Source organism: Flavobacterium sp. (assembly GCF_043779715.1).
Lineage (GTDB): Bacteria > Bacteroidota > Bacteroidia > Flavobacteriales > Flavobacteriaceae > Flavobacterium.
In genome coordinates this window covers 1-17,552 of sequence record NZ_JAYWDT010000131.1, presented here as the reverse complement: position 1 = coordinate 17,552, position 17,552 = coordinate 1, and the positions used below count along the sequence as shown (strand labels likewise).

Genomic DNA, 17,552 nt, shown 5'->3' with positions numbered 1-17,552 from the left:
CCCATAGCGCCAATAATATCGCCTTGTTTTACTTTTTGGCCTTTTTGGCCTTTAATGCTTCCTTGTTTTAAATGCCCAAGCCAGCTGAATTCGCCATTTTGATGGTCTATAATAATGTAATTTCCACCATAAGCTTTTTCGTATTTTAAGATTTCGGCTTCACTGATGGTACGATTGTCAGCAACTCCATCTTTTGCATCGGCAATGATTCCATCTCCGGTTGCGTAAATTGGCGTTCCAAATCCATAGTAATCGTTATTGTCATCGGCAAAATCATCGTACCAATCTATATTGATTTTTTGTTTTCCTTTATACATTGTGCCTTTTTCATCAACCACTACAAAATCGTAACCATAACGCTGGAAATTCATTGTCGTTCCTCTTTTGATAAATAAAGAATCGGTGTAATCAAAACGTCTGTGGTGTGAGTTGTAATCGTGTGCATCCCAAACAAGAAGTCGGCCTTTTACGGGTGGAATCAAATTGGTTTTTGTCTGATAAAATTCCGGAAAAACATCAATAGAAACGATATCATTCTCTTTTCCGTCTTCTGTTTGGAAAGAAAATTCATAATGGAGTTTGTGCAACGGTACCTCAATATTAAATTCCGGAAACGGATTGAAAAGTAATTTGTTTCTATGCGCTTCAACTGGTTTTGTTAGAATCAGTTCTAAACTTTCCCGGCTATAGACATTAACATAATCGCGTTTAGCTAATTTGTTGTTTTCATCAAACACAGAAACTTCGACTGCGTTCAAAATGGTATTTCTATTGCTTTTGTTTTCAATAAGAAAATCAAAATTCAAATACTTGTTGTTTTGGTCTTTTTCGTAATATACTTTTCCGGGTTTTACCGTAATGGTTATGTTGGTGTTGGTTTGAGCAAATGAGGCCTGTAAAAAAAGACAAGCTAAAAGAATATATTTAGTCATGTTATATTTGGTTTTAATTTAAAAGGGAAAACCCGTCTCGTTTGTGACGGACGGGCTTGAAATTATCTTATTTCCTGATTCAAAATTAAATCTAAGTATAAATTTATTTTGTCTTTTAGTTCTTTTCTTGGGGTAATAAAATCTAAGAAACCGTGTTCTAAGACAAATTCGGCAGTTTGAAATCCTTCTGGTAAATCTTTTCCAGTTGTGTCTTTTACAACACGAGGACCTGCAAAACCTATTAAAGCACCTGGTTCAGAAATATTTACATCACCAAGCATGGCATAAGAAGCGGTTGTTCCTCCAGTTGTTGGATCAGTACATAACGAGATGTAAGGAATTTTTGCTTCGGCAAGTTGTGCTAGTTTTGCTGAGGTTTTTGCTAATTGCATTAATGAATAAGCAGCTTCCATCATACGAGCTCCACCTGATTTTGAAATCATAACAAATGGAATGTTATTTTCGATAGAATGATTTATTCCTCTCGCGATTTTTTCTCCTACAACAGCTCCCATAGAACCACCAATAAAGGCAAAATCCATACAACAAACTACTAAGTCACGCCCTTTCGATTTACCAACGGCAGTACGAACAGCATCTTTTAGTTTAGTTTTGTGCATGACATCTACCAAACGGTCAGCATATTTTTTTGTATCTACAAATCCTAGTGGATCTTTAGATGTCATATTAGCATCAAGCTCCGTAAATTCGTTATTGTCAAACAATATCTGAAAATATTCGGCGCTTCCTATACGAACATGAAAATCATCTTCTGGACTTACCCAAAGGTTTCTTGCTAGCTCATCGGCATCAACAATTTTTCCTGTAGGAGATTTGTACCAAAGTCCTTTTGGTACATCCATTTTATCTTCGGTAGCTGTAGTAATTCCTTTTTCTTTTCTTTTAAACCAACTCATAATTCTAATGGATAATGGGTAATTGACAATGAATAATTATTAACTGTCAATTATCAATTGTTAATTTATAATGTATTTACGTTATTCAAATCGGCAAATGCCTGTTCTAATCTTGTATTGAAAGTTATTTCGCCTTCACGAAGCCATTTTCTTGGATCGTAGTGTTTTTTGTTTGGAGATTCTGCTCCTTCTGGGTTTCCTATTTGGGTTTTTAGATAATCGATATTTTTTACCATATAGTCACGAATTCCTTCGGTAAAAGCGAATTGTAAATCGGTGTCAATATTCATTTTTATAACACCATAGTCTATTGCTTCTCTAATTTCTTCGAGGGTAGAACCTGAACCACCATGAAAAACAAAATCGACTGGATTTACGCCTGTATTGAATTTATTTTGGACATAATCTTGAGAATTTTTCAAAATTTTTGGAGTCAATTTTACATTCCCAGGTTTGTAAACACCGTGCACGTTCCCAAAAGCTGCTGCGATGGTAAAACGAGGAGATATTTTCATTAGTTCTTCGTATGCGTAAGCTACTTCTTCTGGCTGGGTGTATAATTTCGAGCTATCTACATCCGAGTTATCTACACCATCTTCTTCGCCACCAGTAATCCCTAATTCAATTTCTAAAGTCATTCCTATTTTACTCATTCGAGCTAAATAAGTTTTACAAATTTCGATATTTTCTTCGATTGGCTCTTCAGACAAATCGATCATGTGAGAAGAATATAAAGGTTTTCCTGTTTCGGCAAAATGTTTTTCGGAGGCATCAAGCAAACCGTCTATCCAAGGTAATAATTTTTTTGCACAATGGTCAGTATGAAGAATCACGGTTGCACCATAAGCTTCCGCTAAAGTATGTATGTGTTTTGCACCAGCTATTCCACCAGCGATTGCTGATTTTTCGTTTGTATTAGATAATCCTTTACCAGCATTAAATTGCGCTCCTCCATTAGAAAATTGAATAATCACAGGTGCATTTAGTTTTGCAGCGGTTTCTATCACGCAATTTATGGTGTCTGAACCTACAACATTTACGGCAGGCAATGCAAACCCTTTTTGTTTCGCATAATTAAAAATTTCCTGGACCTGATCTCCTGTAGCTACGCCTGATTTTATATTATGCGCCATTTTTTTAATTTTTAAAGATTTACAAAATTACAAATTTACTTTTAGAACGGATAGTTTATACCAATATTTAGTACAGCTTTACTCAAATTTAATTCTTTAAACCATCTTTGAGTTTCTGGTTTTGCGGGATTATAGGTTTTGAAACCAAAGTCCAGTCGAAGCAAAAAGAATTTGAAATCATATCTAAATCCAAATCCTGTTCCTAAGGCTAAACTTTTTAGCGAAGAAAACCCAGAAAAAACTTTAGTTTCATCGGTTTCATTGTCTAAAACATTCCAAATATTACCACAATCGGCAAAAAGTGCTCCGTTTAAATTTCCAAATATTTTATATCTGAACTCGGCATTTAACGCAATTTTCATATTGGCTTCGTTAAAATCATTTAGCCCTCCAGAACTTCCGGGGCCTAAACTATAAGATTGCCATGCTCTATTATCATTAGATCCTCCAGCAAAATAACTTCTTGCAAAAGGAACGGATTCGGAATTTCCGTAAGGAATGGCTATCCCAAAAAAGCTTCGTACCGCAAATATTTTCCCGTTTGTTAAATCCCAGTTTTTTACATAATCGAATTCCCCTTTTATGTATTGCGAATATTGTAATCCGAAAACATTTCTGGTTCCGTCACTATTTTTAGGTTCTTTAGCAAGGTTAGATGCTATCGAAAGTAAGTTTCCTGCACTTTCTAATTTTCCTCTAAAGCTATAAAATTCTTTATCGAAAAAATCAGATTTTGAATCTTTTGAATAGCCAAAATTTGCTGCAAAAATTAAATTGTTTTCGGTTAATCGGTCTTTTCGTTCTTTGATGCTTTTTATCGATTTATAATCGGTTGTCGATGGCGTTAAAAGAGGATATTGATTGGCTAGGACACTATTAATAAAATTATCGGCACCACCATCTTCTTTGCTAAGGTCGATATTGTTATTGTTGTATATTTTTGCTAAGCTGTTTAGTCGATTATAGGTGGAACTGTATACATTAAAATAGTTGCCAATATTAATGTTTTTTACATACTGAATGTTTACTAAATCGAACTTTGCCGTTGTGTTTTTCTTTGGGATCCAATTATAATTTATCGCTGCAGTTAAATTCTCTTTATCTAAACCAATATTTGTTTGTTTTGCAAAACCAATGCTAATAATACTGGAAGGCAACATGCTTTTAGAAATAATTTTATCTGTTCTGAAGGGAAGAAATATTCTAGGGAAATTTAATCTCATGTCAGCTCCGACTTCTGAGATATTAAAAAATCTGTTTTCTGCAATTGTAGGATCAGTTGAAGAGCCAATATTGCCATGAAACCCTATTTGTAATGTTTCGGCACCTCTAAAAATATTACGTATAGAAACAGCCGAGCCTCCCGTTATTCCAAAAATTTGAATGTTAGATCTCGTAAAGTCGGCATTGGCATCAAAATGAAATTTTGTTTTCGATGTCAAATAAATGTTTGCCTTAAGTGTTTGTGTTATTGTATCTTCAACGTATTGAATGTTTGGGTAATTAAAAACTTGGAGGTTGCTTAATGATCGCAATGTTAGCGTTCTCTTATCATCATTATACAAACTATCTTTTTGTATGAAAACAGCATCGGCAATTGCTTTAGGTCTGTATCTTAATTTGTTTACACTATAGAGATTAAAATTTTTATAAGTTGCACTATCTGCAATCTGCATTTTATTTTTTGTAGTATTATCGTCTGTGAAAATATTAACCTGACTTATACGATATATTTTATAGGGTTTCGATTGAGTAGAATCACCAATCTTGACAACTTTATCAGTAATGTTTAGTTTTACAGGTGCTTTGTGATTTGGATTTAAAGTGTCAACTTCAAAGTTTACGCTTTGTTGCTGAAAATAATACACACCATGATTTCTAAAATAATTAGTAATTCGAGAACGTTCGTTGCTAAAGTTATCTACTTTATATTGTTGTCCTTTTTTGATATAAGATTTAGATTTAGAAAGCAAATACAACGAATCTAGTGCTGGTGTTTCAATTTCGTGAGAAATAGTATCTAAAAAAGTAGGCTCTCCAGTAGTTACTGAATAATTTATATTACCTCGTTTTTTTTCTTGATAATTTGCAGTGAATTTAGCATTAGCATCAAAAAAGCCTTCATTAAAATAGTAAGCTTTTAATCGTTTTATAGATCGTTTTGCTTTTAATGTGTCAATAATTACTGGAGGTTCGCCAGTTCGTCTCAAAAAACTATGCCAGCCAGAATACCAAAAAGATTGCCCTAATCTATCAACCTGTTTTTTAGAAAGCCATTTTGCTTTTCGTTTGTACTTTGCTGGATTTGCTGTGTATTTAGCTCTAAAAATAGAGTCAGTATTGTTCTTAGCAAGATTAAACATATTCAAACGCAACTTATAGCCAAAAATAGAAGTATTGGGTTGCTGTACTAATTGTGAAACGATATCTTCTTCGGAATTTTTTTTGCCGTTTACAAGAATTTCATTTTTAAGCAGAAGGTGTTTATCAGCAGGAACTTTTTTTACCACATTACATGCAGTAATAAGTGCCACAATTAGAATAAATAATGATATTTTTGTAGTAATATTGCTCAAACGATTCTGAAATTTACTTCAAAAATACACTTTTTTATGGTTAGTAAAAACCAAATAAAACTTATAACGAGTTTAGTTCAAAAAAAATACCGAAAACAACACCAATTATTTTTTGCCGAAGGCACAAAAGTGATTCAGGAATTGTTGCAATCTAATTTCGAATTAGAACATTTATATATTACAAAGCCTATTTTTACTGATGTTTCAGAGTCAAAAAAAACAATAGTTTCTGATTCCGATTTAAAAAAAATAACGGCATTAACCACTGCAAATGATTGTTTGGCAGTTTTTAGGATCCCGAATGAAAAACAAATTGAGAATAACGGATTGATAGTAGCGCTAGACGACATTCGTGATCCTGGAAATTTAGGAACAATAATACGTTTGTGCGATTGGTTTGGAATTTCTCAAATTGTTTGCTCCGAGCAAACTGTCGATGTCTATAATCCTAAAGTAGTACAAGCTACAATGGGTTCTATCGCTAGAGTAAATATTACTTATTTAGATTTAGATTCCTATTTAACAGATGCGAAAACAGAGGTTTTTGGTACTTTTATGGATGGCGAAAATATTTATAAAACACAATTGCCTACTTCTGGAATTATAGTTTTGGGTAACGAAGCCAACGGAATTTCTAAAATAATAGAAGAAAAAGTAACGCAAAAAATCGCTATTCCTCGTTTTGGGAACCTGCAACTTACCGAAAGTCTTAATGTGGCAACAGCAATAGCAATTGTTTTGAGCGAATTTAAGAGAAGTTGCTAATGGAAAGCAAAGTTTATAAAAACACCTCGAGTTGCCATTTTATCTATATTTCCTGTCCAAGGACTGTTTGGGTCATTGTCCGGAATTAATTCGTTTTTCATCCCAAAAACGCCCCTTATAGAAGGTGAAAATTTAAAATATTCAAAATATAAATCTATTCCAAGACCCATTTCGTAATTATTTGCCTTTTTTACCATTCTGAATCTATTGCTCGAATTGTCATCTGGGGAATCTGCATTACTTGACAAATTTATATCCGACGAAATTCCGCCAAGCACATAAGGCCTAATATTTCCAATCCTTTTTGATGAAAATTTTAGTAATAATGGAAAATGAATATAGGTAGATTTTACTTCACGAAGTGCATCAACATTATCAGTAATGTGCGGAAAACGCAAATTTCTCTGACCATAATACAAACCAGGCTCAAATCGCAAATCGATATATTCTGTTAGACGCAAATTGGTTATTAATCCAACATTAAAACCAGTCTGACTATCTACAATAATATCTTCGTCGTCGTATTTTTTGTCTATTTTAAAATCATAATTATTGAAACCTAGATAAAAACCAAAATGCACTCTTTGCTTATCGAAATTTTCAAGATTTACAAGCGCTTTTTTCGCAAACATACTTCTGCTAAAAACCTGAGCGTTACTAACGGTTGAAGTTATGATTAGTAATGTTAATAAGAGTTTTTTACTCATTGTGAATCTTATTTTTTAGAAGCTGAATATATTGTTGCTACGCCAAATGTTTGCGGTAAATGCTTTACATCTATAAACCCAATATTTTGTAAAATATTGTTTAGTTTTTCTCCGTAAGGAAAAATAGAAGCTGAATCCGATAAATATTGATATGCTACTTTGTCTTTAGAAAACATTTTGCCAATAATAGGCAAGATATTTTTAGTATAAAAACGGTAACCTTGTTTGAAAGGAAATTTCTCAGGAACAGATGTTTCTAAAATAACAAAAATACCATTTGGTTTCAATACACGTAGTATTTCGGCAAGTCCAATTTCTATATTTTCGAAATTTCTAATACCGAAAGCAACTGTTACTGCATCGAAAGCATTATCATCAAAAGGAATTTTTTCTGAATCGCCTAGAATCATTTCTATTTTATCAGATAAATTTTTGTGGGCTATTTTTTGTCTTCCTACTTCGAGCATTCCTGCCGAGATATCTAATCCTATAATTTTTTCAGCATTTGTGTTAGATAACAAAATGGCTAAATCGCCAGTTCCTGTAGCGATATCTAGAATGTTTTTTGGGTTTTTAGCCGCAATCATTTTTAAGATTTTCTTGCGCCATTTTACATCAACACCAAAAGAGATAACTCTGTTCAGGTTATCGTATTTTGATGAAATAGTATCAAACATTTTTGCGACTTGTTCTTTCTTTCCAAGTTCAGAATCTTTGTATGGTTTTGTGCTAATAGACATAAAAAATATTTTAGCAAATATAAAACTAAATTCCGAATGTTTAGAAAATGGTAAATCATCGGTAAATTAAACTTTTTAGTCGCTTTTCTAACCAAAATTGGTTACATGTTGAAATACCAAATATTTGGTATTGTGGGTTTTATAGTGTTTTTTTAGATTTACAGTCTAATAAAGTTCTTTTGATGATTATTATCTAATGATCTTGGATTAAGGTAATGGGTTAGCACAATTTGTTACATTTCTTCATCAAAATCGGCAATTGATTTTTTCAATTGTAATTTGAAGTGCACAAACGTTCTTTGGTTAAATTTGTTTTTGGAAATTTTAGTTTTTTCGGTACTTTCTTAGTGGTATTTGAAGGTACAACGTTAGAGATTTTTCTCCGTTTTTTATTGGCTAATGTAAAGTTTAGTTGAACAATAAAAAACAAAGTAGATTTTGACTGTCGAATTAGATTTTTATCAAAACAGCGCATTAGTATAAAAAACACTTCAGAAACGAAGTGTTTTTTTGGTTTTTAAAGGATTTTCGTATAAGTTTCGAAAGCAAAAGAATAGTTGTGTTTGTCGTCTTTATCATGAAATTGGGAAGAAATTAATTCCCATTTTGTTAAGTCAATTTCAGGAAAAAAAACATCAGCTTCAAAAGTATTATGCACACGAGTGAGTTCGATAGAATCTGCTATATTTATAGATTGTTTGTAAATTTCTCCACCACCAATAATAAATATAGTTTGATTTTTAGGACAAATTTCTATGGCTTTCTCGATAGAATCAACCACAAAACAACCATTTGGAACACTGTAATTTTTGTTTCGAGTAATGATAATATGAGTTCTGTTGGGTAATGGTTTAGGGAAGCTTTCAAAAGTTTTTCTTCCCATAACAATATAATTACCTGAAGTTAGGGCTTTAAATCTTTTGAAATCATCAGGCAAATGCCAGATTATTTGATTGTCTTTTCCTAATTCGTTTTTCTCGCCAGCAGCTGCAATAATTGTAATCATTAATTATTATTTTGGTCTAAATCTTTTTGTAGTTGCTCTATTTTTCGTTCTTGCTTGGCAATAAGTTTGTCTATTTGCGTGCGTTCCCAGTTTTTGTTCATAAAACTATCGGTAATAAAAACCCGAATAAAATGTAAGACAAACAAGAAGCTTAAAATAGTAATTACCCACAAAAACCAATGCGTTTCTGGGTAAACACCTAATAATTTATTTATAATTATAGAAAATATACTGAGCAATATAAAAAACACAAAATGATAATACAATCGTTTTTTTTGCTTCAAACGTTGTCTTGCGTATTCGTATTGTTCGTGTTGAGAATTTTCCATAAAAATTTAAATTATGGCTAAAGATAAAATTTATTTTGGATTCTATACAGCAACCGCTCCTTTTATATGTGCATGTGCCTCATAACCTTCTAGCGTAAAATCTTCAAATTTAAAATCTAAAATATTTTTCACTTCAGGATTTAAAATCATTTTTGGTAATGGTTTTGGCTCGCGAGATAATTGTAATTCGACTTGCTCGAAATGATTATTATAAATGTGTGCATCGCCAAAAGTGTGTATAAATTCTCCTACTTGCAAATCGCAAACTTGAGCAATCATCATCGTGAATAATGCGTAAGAAGCAATGTTGAAAGGTACTCCCAAGAAAATGTCAGCACTACGCTGGTACAACTGACAAGATAATTTTCCTTCGGAAACATAAAACTGAAAAAAAGCATGACAAGGAGGTAAAGCTACTTTTCCGTTGGCAACATTTTCTGCAAAGGATTTTGTAGTGTCTGGTAAAACTGAAGGATTCCAAGCAGAAATTAACATTCTACGACTGTTTGGATTTGTTTTTAGGGTTTCTATCAATTCGGTAATTTGGTCAATTTCTTCGCTATTCCAATTGCGCCATTGGTGTCCGTAAACGGGACCTAATTCGCCATTTTCATTTGCCCAATCGTCCCAAATTTTTACTCCATTTTCTTGTAAATATGCAATATTTGTTTCTCCTTTCAGGAACCAAAGCAATTCGTGAATAATAGATTTTAGATGTAGTTTTTTGGTAGTCACCATAGGAAAACCTTCGGCTAAATCGAAACGCATTTGGTAACCAAAAACGCTTTTTGTTCCCGTTCCCGTTCTATCACCTTTTTGTGTTCCGTTGTCTAGAACGTGTTTTACTAAATCTAGGTATTGCTTCATTACTGTGGATTTGGTTATTCGGTTATTTGTTGATTCGAATAACCAAATCAACAAATAACCGAATGAACATTATATTTCTCTTTTCGAGATTTCGTCTCTTATTTTGGCTGCTTTTTCGTAATCTTCATCATTTACAGCAGTTTCTAGCATTTCATGAAGCTCAGACAAACTGTGTTTTGCAAACAAATTTTTGCTATCATTACTTTCTTCTAAAAATGGTTCGGAAGCAGAAAGCACGCTATCTAAGTCATGTTCTGGATTATCGGAATCAGGGTTTATTTTTAGATATATTCCCGCTTTGTCTAGTATGTTTTTGTAAGTAAAAATGGGTGCGTTGAAACGTAGTGCCAAAGCAATCGCATCGGAAGTTCTGGCATCGATAATTTCTTCAATTTTGTCACGCTCGCAAATCATACTTGAGTAAAAAACACCATCTACTAATTTGTGAATGATAACTTGTTTGATTACGATGTCAAATCTATCGGCAAAGGTTTTAAATAAATCATGTGTGAGTGGACGAGGTGGTTTTATCTCTTTTTCTAGTGCAATCGCGATCGATTGTGCTTCGAAAGCGCCAATTACGATTGGTAATTTTCGGTCGCCATCTACTTCATTCAAAATTAGTGCGTAGGCACCGTTTTGTGTCTGACTGTATGATATTCCTTTTATTGTTAGTTTTACTAAACTCATTTTTGGATTTTAGATTTGCTTCGCCAATTCGCTACCGTTTGGGTTTGATTTTAGATTTTTAAAATCAAAAGCTATTATTTATAAAGGCTTATTAAAAAGCCTAAATTTTGTATTGCAAAGTAACAAAAAACTTTTGCTTCTAAAAAGAAAAAACTATCTAATAAAATAATTAGATAGTTTTTTAGATTGTAATTTTCTAATTGAAAACTAGCTATTTTGTGCTTTAAAAGCTTTTAATTTTTCGGTTAATCTTGGTAAAATATCGAAAGCGTCACCTACAATTCCGTAATCGGCAACTTTGAAGAAAGGCGCGTCAGCATCAGAATTGATAACTACTTTTACTTTTGATGAATTGATTCCTGCAATGTGCTGAATCGCTCCAGAAATTCCTACCGCAATATATAAATTAGTTGCTACTGGTTTTCCAGTTTGTCCTACGTGCTCACTGTGAGGTCTCCAACCTAAGTCAGAAACTGGTTTAGAACAAGCAGTTGCTGCTCCAAGAACTGCAGCTAAATCTTCGATTAATCCCCAATTTTCTGGACCCTTAAGACCACGTCCGCCTGAAACTACTACGTCAGCATCGGCGATTGTTACTTTTCCTGATCCTTTTTCTACCGATTGTACTTTGACACCAAAATCGGCATCAGAAATATTTGGAGAAAAATCTTCGGAAGCAGCTGAACCAGCATTTTCGAAAATTCCGTAAGAGTTTTTACCCAAACACAATACTTTTATATCAGTATTTATTTCGGTGATATTGAAAGCTTTATTAGAAAAAGCATTTCTTTTTACTTGAAAAGGTGACATGTTTACTGGCAATCCAACTACGTTTGAAGCAAAACCTGCGTCAAGTGCTACTGATACTAACGGCGCAAGGTATAAACTGTCTGTTGATGAAGACAACAAAACTAATTTTGCACTTTCTTTTTGAGCTGCTTGTTTGATAGCATCAGCATAAGCTTTTGCTGTAAAATTAGCCAATTTGTCGTTGCTAACTTTTAGTACTTTATCTACTCCGTATTTTGCAAGTTCTGAAACATCGTTCATGTTTACAGTTACTGCTGTAACGGTTTGTCCTGTTGTTTCTGCAATTTTTTTAGCATAAGAAGCCAATTCGAAAGCTACTTTCTTAAATTTTCCTTCTGCTGATTCTGCGTATATTAATATTGACATAATAATTTTAGATTTTAGATTAACGATTTTAGATTTTTGATGTGAATCAAAGGTTGAATTTTAGATTTGAATTGCATTTTTATTCTGCAATCTTAAATCTACATTCAACAATCTTAAATCACCTTCGCTTCGTTGTGTAATAAGTTGATTAATTCGTCTAAATTGTCAGGACTTATTAATTTTACTGCTGATTTTGCTACGGGTTTTTCAAACTTAACTGCTTTAGTTTCTGATGCTGCGCTAATAGGTTCAAGAATTGTTAATGCTTTAGTTCTTGCAGTCATAATTCCTCTCATGTTCGGAATACGCAAATCTTTTTCTTCTACCAATCCTTTTTGACCACCAACAATTAATGGTAAAGTTGTTGAAACGATTTCTTTTCCACCATCAATTTCGCGAGATGCTTTTGCATTATTTCCATCGATAGTTAGTTCGGTACAAGAATTTACAAAATTAATACCTAATATTCCTGCAATCATACCAGGAACCATTCCACCATTGTAATCTAATGATTCTTTACCAGCAATCACAAGATCGTAACCACCAGTTTTTATTACTTCGGCTAATTGTTTTGCTACAAAAAAACCATCGGTTGGATTGGCGTTAATACGAATTGCTTCGTTTGCACCAATTGCCAATGCTTTTCTTAAAGTAGGCTCAGTGTCTGGACCACCAACATTTACAACAGTTACGTTTGCACCTTGTTGTTCTTGGAACCAGATGGCTCTTGTTAAACCAAATTCGTCATTTGGGTTTATTACAAATTGTACACCATTGGTATCAAATTCTGAATCACCATTGGTAAAATTAATTTTTGAAGTAGTATCAGGAACGTGGCTGATGCAAACTAATATTTTCATGTTCTTTGTCTTAAATTGAAAAACAAAAATAAGACAAATATTTTAAATAATATACTATGCGTGCATAATATTTTTTTAAAATTATTTCATTTTAGAAATGGTTATTTTCAATAAATTAAAGTATCAATACATAATTATGCTTTTATGTGATTTTTAATTTTTACTTTTGCTGTTCAATTTTACAGATATACATAGAAATATATGAGAACGATACAATTTAGAGAAGCCATTTGTGAAGCGATGAGTGAAGAAATGCGTCGCGACGAATCAGTTTACTTAATGGGTGAAGAAGTTGCCGAATATAACGGTGCTTACAAAGCTTCAAAAGGAATGTTAGACGAATTTGGAGCAAAAAGAGTTATCGATACACCAATTGCAGAACTTGGTTTTGCAGGAATTGCGGTAGGTTCAGCTATGAATGGTTGCCGTCCTATTGTAGAGTATATGACTTTCAATTTCTCATTAGTAGGTATCGATCAAATCATCAATAATGCAGCAAAAATGCGTCAAATGAGTGCAGGACAATTCCCAATGCCAATGGTTTTTCGTGGGCCAACTGCTTCGGCAGGACAATTGGGAGCAACACACTCACAAGCTTTCGAAAACTGGTTTGCTAATACTCCAGGGTTAAAAGTTGTTGTGCCAAGTACTGTTTACGATGCTAAAGGTTTGCTAAAAGCAGCTATTCGTGATAACGATCCAGTTATTTTTATGGAATCAGAGCAAATGTACGGAGACAAAGGAGAAGTGCCAGAAGGAGATTATATTATTCCGCTAGGTGTTGCCGATATTAAACGTGCAGGAACTGATGTAACTATTGTTTCTTTTGGAAAAATCATCAAAGAAGCTCATATTGCTGCCGACGAATTGGCAAAAGAAGGAATTTCTTGTGAAATCATCGATTTACGTACTGTTCGTCCGATGGATTATGAAACGATTTTAACATCTGTTAAAAAAACAAATAGATTAGTAGTTCTTGAAGAAGCTTGGCCTTTTGCTTCGGTAGCTTCAGAAATTACGTATATCGTTCAAGAACGTGCTTTCGATTTTCTTGATGCGCCAATACAAAGAATCACTACTGCCGATACACCTGCGCCATATTCACCAACTTTACTAAAAGAATGGTTGCCTAATGCACAAGATGTTGTGAAAGCGGTAAAAAAAGTAATGTATAAATAGACTGGCTTAGATTGTTAGACTATATAATAAAGTCTAACAATCTAAGTAGTCTAATTGTCTAACAATCTGAAAAATGTTATATTTGAAACTTCATCATTAATTGATGAAGTTTTTTATTTGAAATGTGTATGAAAAAAATATTTATAATCTTCGGTTTTTTACTTTCAATAAGTAATATCGCACAAACTAAAGTGAGCGGTGTTATTTATGACGATGCCAATGCAACAGTTCCTTACGCAAATGTATGTTTTAAAGGAACTAGAGAATGTGTCACATCTGACGAAAATGGAAGGTTTTATTTAGAATCTGATTCCGAAAGAAAAATTTTATCAGTGTCTTATGTAGGTTTTCCGGGTAAAGATATTGTTCTTACCAAAGCGGTAAACTATGATATGAAAATTTCTTTTGCAGGAGCAAATACGTTAGATGAAGTTAAAATATTTTCAGGGAAAACCTCTAAAAAGAACAATCCAGCGCTCGATATTCTTCGAAAAATATGGGAACGCAAACGCAAGAATGGTTTGTATCAGTTTAACCAATATCAAATGAATAAATATGAAAAAGTAGAATTTGATATGAATACTATCGATTCTACTTTTATGAAAAACAGGGTTTTCAAAGGATTAGAATTTATTTTCAAACAAATAGATACTTCAAAAATAACAGGAAAAACATATTTGCCAATTTTTATAAACGAATCATTATCTGAAGTTTACGGAGATAATACAAATGGAAAAACAAAAGAAATCTTAAAAGCCAACAAAAACTCAGGAATTGGCGAAGGAAATGGGGTTGATACTTTTATAAAAGACCTGTATTCGGAATATGATATTTATGATAATTACCTTAATTTTTTCGATAAGAATTTCGTTAGTCCGTTATCTAAAACAGGAATTAACACTTATAATTATGTTTTAAGCGACAGCACATTTATCGATAAAAAATGGTGTTATAATATTGTGTTTTATCCACGTAGAAAAAATGAACTGACGTTTAAAGGAGATTTTTGGGTAAACGACACCACATTTGCAATCAAGAAAATAAACCTAACCGCATCAAAAAGTGCCAATATAAACTGGGTAAAAGATATTTATATCGAACAAGAATTTGATGTCTTAAATGATTCTGTTTTTCTTCTAAAGCGTGATCACATGATGTCAGATTTTGCTTTAAACAAAAAAGAAAAATCTAAAGGCGTTTATGGGAAAAGAACCACTTTATACAACGATCATAAATTTAACGAAGTAAAACCAGACAAATTTTATAAAGAAGATGTAAATAATTATGACCAATCGGTTTACACAAAATCCGATGAATTTTGGCAGGAAAACAGAGCCGAGTCTTTAAATAAAGACGAAGCTGGAGTTTACAAAATGCTCGATACGCTAAAAACCGTCAAGAAATTCAAGCAATTGTATAATATTGTTTCTATACTTGGAAGCGGTTATATAAACAAAGGATTTATCGATTATGGTCCAATATTTTCTATATTTGGATATAACGATGTCGAAGGGCAAAGACTAAGAATAGGAGGAAGAACTTACTTTACCACAAATGATGCTTGGCGAATTCAAGCCTATACAGCATACGGATTTAAAGACAGTAAATTCAAATACGGTGTTTCAGGAAAATGGATGGTCGATAAGAAAAACCGAATTATACTTTCTGGAGGAAATCGCCGTGATGTAGAGCAAATAGGAGTAAGTTTAACCACTTCAAACGATGTGTTGGGACGCAGTTTTGCATCATCCTCATTTTTTGCAAGTGGCGATAATAGTAAATTAACCAATGTAAATTTAACATCAATTGCTGCCGAGATTGAGCCAGTAAAAGATTTAATCTTTCAAACAGGGTTTTCGTTCCGAACTTTAGAATCTGCATCGCCAACATTTAGTTTAGATTATTATACAGATTTGCCAAGCGTTTCTAATCCAACAGGAACTATAAAATCCGATGTAAGACAAGCTGAAGTCACAATAGGAATAGACTTTACACCAAATAGGAAAACAGTAGGTTATGGTGTCGAACGATTAGAAGTAGACAATAATTACTCACGGGTATTTGTAAATTATAGTCAAGGTTTCAAAGGTATTTTCAACAGTGATTTCGAGTACCAAAAACTACAATTATACTATCGTCAACCTATATATATGGGCGGAATGGGACGATTGTTCTCAACATTCGAAGTAGGAAAAGTATTTGGTGAAGTACCATTGGGATTGCTTGCCGTGGTTCCAGGAAATCAGTCTTATTTTGTGATAGACAACACCTATAATTTGATGAATTATTACGAATTCGTAACAGATCAGTACGCTTCATTGCATTTAGAACAACATTTCAATGGTCGAATTTTTTCCAGAATTCCATTTATGAAAAAACTAAATTGGAGAGAAATCGTAGGATTAAAAGCCGTTTACGGGAACGTTTCCGACCAGAATAGAGCTATAAACGCTTCTGGACTAAACTATCAAGCACCAACAAATGGCTATTGGGAATACCATGCGGGAATAGGAAATATTTTCAAAGTTTTCCGTATCGATTTTGCTTGGAGAGGTAGTTATTTAGAGCTTCCCGAAGCCAAAAAATTTACTATAAAAGGGTCGTTCGGGTTTTATTTCTAGGAGCTATTTCCAGCTATACGCTATATCTTTTTCCTGCTAAAGAAGCAAGAAAAAGGATATCGCTACTATCTGGGCTATTATCAAGATTGTCATTCAAAAGTAACGTTGAAATTAAATTATGCAACAAGCCATCGACTATCTATCAGAAAAAGATACGATTTTCAAAACCATAATCGATCAGTACGGAATTCCAGTAATTCCCTCACGACCACAAGGTTTTGAAACATTGGCGTTACTAATTCTAGAGCAACAAGTTTCTATCGACTCGGCAAAAGCGACTTATTTAAAACTAAGAACTAAAGTTCAAGATTTTCAGCCTCAAAATCTATTGTTACTTTCGGAAGAAGAATATAGAAATTGCGGTGTAAGCAGACAAAAAACAAAATACATCAAATGTCTTTCGGAAGCTATTCTAGACAAACAAATTATTTTAGAAAGTTTACCCAACAAAACAGCCCAAGAAGTTCGAGAAGAACTCATCAAAATAAAAGGAATTGGCAACTGGACAATCGACGTTTATTTAATGTTTTCTCTGCAAGAAAAAGATATTATTCCGCTAGGAGATGTCGCGGTAGTAAATACAATCAAAGAATTACTCGATATTCAAGACAAACAGGAAATGGAAATTTATGTCCAGAATTGGGCGCCGTATCGCTCTATGGCAACGTTTTTACTTTGGCATCATTATTTGCAAAAGCGCAATCGAAAAATTACTTACCAGTATTAAAATTATTTTTAGAAAAAAATGCTGATTTCTAACTTTTAATTTAGAACTTTTTATTACTTTTGCACCCTCAAAAAAAACAAAATGACATCAGATAAAGTACAAACTTTCGACGTTTTAGTTGAAATCCCAAGAGGAAGTAGAAACAAATATGAATATGATTTCGATTTAAAAAGAATGCGTTTCGATCGTATGTTGTTCTCATCTATGATGTACCCAGCAGATTATGGTTTTATACCAGAAACATTAGCTTTAGACGGTGATCCATTGGATGTATTGGTATTAGTAACTAAACCTACATTTCCTGGTTGTGTAATCGAAGTAAAACCT

At 33.1% G+C, this 17,552-nt stretch carries 17 protein-coding genes; 5 read left to right on the top strand and 12 right to left on the bottom strand.

The features are described from left to right. The 4 genes from ACH2BG_RS06630 to ACH2BG_RS06615 all read right to left on the bottom strand — a co-directional run. A partial coding sequence (locus tag ACH2BG_RS06630; protein ID WP_395046923.1) for a M23 family metallopeptidase occupies nucleotides 1-932 on the bottom strand: 932 nt, incomplete at its 3' end. A 62-nt stretch (nucleotides 933-994) separates the two neighbouring features. Beyond that, complete coding sequence (gene accD / locus ACH2BG_RS06625) at nucleotides 995-1,849, bottom strand: acetyl-CoA carboxylase, carboxyltransferase subunit beta (RefSeq protein ID WP_395046922.1); 855 nt, start codon at nucleotides 1,847-1,849, stop codon at nucleotides 995-997. A gap of 65 nt (nucleotides 1,850-1,914) precedes the next feature. Further along, on the bottom strand, nucleotides 1,915-2,982 hold the full coding sequence (gene fbaA, locus ACH2BG_RS06620) for a class II fructose-bisphosphate aldolase (protein WP_395046921.1): 1,068 nt from the start codon (nucleotides 2,980-2,982) through the stop codon (nucleotides 1,915-1,917). A gap of 41 nt (nucleotides 2,983-3,023) precedes the next feature. Further along, nucleotides 3,024-5,558 (bottom strand): BamA/TamA family outer membrane protein, encoded by a 2,535-nt coding sequence (locus ACH2BG_RS06615; protein ID WP_395046920.1) that lies wholly within the window; start codon nucleotides 5,556-5,558, stop codon nucleotides 3,024-3,026. Nucleotides 5,559-5,594: 36 nt separating this feature from the next. On the opposite strand from ACH2BG_RS06615, the gene ACH2BG_RS06610 reads away from it, so the two are divergent. Continuing rightward, nucleotides 5,595-6,323, top strand: a complete 729-nt coding sequence (locus ACH2BG_RS06610) for a TrmH family RNA methyltransferase (RefSeq protein WP_395046919.1) — start codon at nucleotides 5,595-5,597, stop codon at nucleotides 6,321-6,323. Here ACH2BG_RS06610 and ACH2BG_RS06605 read toward each other — a convergent pair. The 8 genes from ACH2BG_RS06605 to ACH2BG_RS06570 form a co-directional block, all read right to left on the bottom strand. Beyond that, a complete protein-coding gene (locus ACH2BG_RS06605; protein WP_395046918.1) occupies nucleotides 6,320-7,030 on the bottom strand; it encodes a porin family protein in 711 nt (236 codons plus the stop codon). The genes ACH2BG_RS06610 and ACH2BG_RS06605 overlap by 4 nt on opposite strands. A gap of 8 nt (nucleotides 7,031-7,038) precedes the next feature. Continuing rightward, nucleotides 7,039-7,770 (bottom strand): bifunctional demethylmenaquinone methyltransferase/2-methoxy-6-polyprenyl-1,4-benzoquinol methylase UbiE, encoded by a 732-nt coding sequence (gene ubiE / locus ACH2BG_RS06600; protein ID WP_395046917.1) that lies wholly within the window; start codon nucleotides 7,768-7,770, stop codon nucleotides 7,039-7,041. A 517-nt stretch (nucleotides 7,771-8,287) separates the two neighbouring features. After that, a complete protein-coding gene (locus tag ACH2BG_RS06595) occupies nucleotides 8,288-8,776 on the bottom strand; it encodes a dihydrofolate reductase (protein WP_395046916.1) in 489 nt (162 codons plus the stop codon). Then, nucleotides 8,776-9,105 (bottom strand): 2TM domain-containing protein, encoded by a 330-nt coding sequence (locus ACH2BG_RS06590; RefSeq protein ID WP_395046915.1) that lies wholly within the window; start codon nucleotides 9,103-9,105, stop codon nucleotides 8,776-8,778. Before ACH2BG_RS06590 ends, ACH2BG_RS06595 begins: the two co-directional genes overlap by 1 nt. 42 nt (nucleotides 9,106-9,147) lie before the next feature. Continuing rightward, entirely contained in the window at nucleotides 9,148-9,972 is an 825-nt protein-coding gene (locus tag ACH2BG_RS06585) for a thymidylate synthase (protein ID WP_395046914.1), read from the bottom strand. Between the two features lie 69 nt (nucleotides 9,973-10,041). Continuing rightward, nucleotides 10,042-10,662, bottom strand: coding sequence for a bifunctional nuclease domain-containing protein (locus ACH2BG_RS06580; RefSeq protein ID WP_395046913.1), 621 nt, complete (start codon nucleotides 10,660-10,662; stop codon nucleotides 10,042-10,044). Between the two features lie 207 nt (nucleotides 10,663-10,869). Further along, complete coding sequence (locus ACH2BG_RS06575) at nucleotides 10,870-11,838, bottom strand: electron transfer flavoprotein subunit alpha/FixB family protein (RefSeq protein WP_395046912.1); 969 nt, start codon at nucleotides 11,836-11,838, stop codon at nucleotides 10,870-10,872. 113 nt (nucleotides 11,839-11,951) lie between these two features. After that, nucleotides 11,952-12,698 (bottom strand): electron transfer flavoprotein subunit beta/FixA family protein, encoded by a 747-nt coding sequence (locus ACH2BG_RS06570; protein ID WP_395046911.1) that lies wholly within the window; start codon nucleotides 12,696-12,698, stop codon nucleotides 11,952-11,954. 201 nt (nucleotides 12,699-12,899) lie between these two features. Here ACH2BG_RS06570 and ACH2BG_RS06565 point away from each other — a divergent pair, with 201 nt between their 5' ends. The 4 genes from ACH2BG_RS06565 to ACH2BG_RS06550 all read left to right on the top strand — a co-directional run. Beyond that, nucleotides 12,900-13,877 (top strand): pyruvate dehydrogenase complex E1 component subunit beta, encoded by a 978-nt coding sequence (locus ACH2BG_RS06565; RefSeq protein WP_011962508.1) that lies wholly within the window; start codon nucleotides 12,900-12,902, stop codon nucleotides 13,875-13,877. 128 nt (nucleotides 13,878-14,005) lie between these two features. After that, nucleotides 14,006-16,498, top strand: coding sequence for a DUF5686 family protein (locus tag ACH2BG_RS06560; RefSeq protein WP_395046910.1), 2,493 nt, complete (start codon nucleotides 14,006-14,008; stop codon nucleotides 16,496-16,498). Nucleotides 16,499-16,616: 118 nt separating this feature from the next. Beyond that, on the top strand, nucleotides 16,617-17,225 hold the full coding sequence (locus tag ACH2BG_RS06555; protein WP_395046909.1) for a DNA-3-methyladenine glycosylase family protein: 609 nt from the start codon (nucleotides 16,617-16,619) through the stop codon (nucleotides 17,223-17,225). A gap of 81 nt (nucleotides 17,226-17,306) precedes the next feature. Next, on the top strand, nucleotides 17,307-17,552 hold a 246-nt coding region (locus tag ACH2BG_RS06550; RefSeq protein ID WP_395046908.1), incomplete at its 3' end, for an inorganic diphosphatase.